Annotated in this window: 1 pseudogene; it reads left to right on the forward strand. The window is 72.6% G+C overall.

Annotation, left to right across the window (positions count from 1 at the left end):
• Positions 1-266: pseudogene (locus FS767_RS22310) on the forward strand (hypothetical protein); the annotation flags it as partial.

Raw genomic sequence — 266 nt, forward strand, 5'->3', positions numbered from 1 at the left:
GCCACTGGGGCCGGTCGATCCGGGGCGGCAACTCTGGCGCCAGGGGCGGCTGGTGGTGGACGACTGGTCGCTGGCGGCGCTGGTGGCGGAGCTGGGGCGCTATCGCCCAGGCCTGCTGACCTGCACCGCCACGGTCGCGCAATTGCGGGTGGTGGGCAGCTATCCCCTGGCTGACACCGACCGCGCCCTGGCCGCACTGGCTGTGTTCGGCGGCAACGGCGTCGTTCCAGCGCACCGTGCCTGCATAGTCCATGGCCGTGTCGTCG

Source organism: Pseudomonas sp. DE0010 (genome assembly GCF_007680745.1).
GTDB classification, from domain to species: domain Bacteria; phylum Pseudomonadota; class Gammaproteobacteria; order Pseudomonadales; family Pseudomonadaceae; genus Aquipseudomonas; species Aquipseudomonas parafulva_B.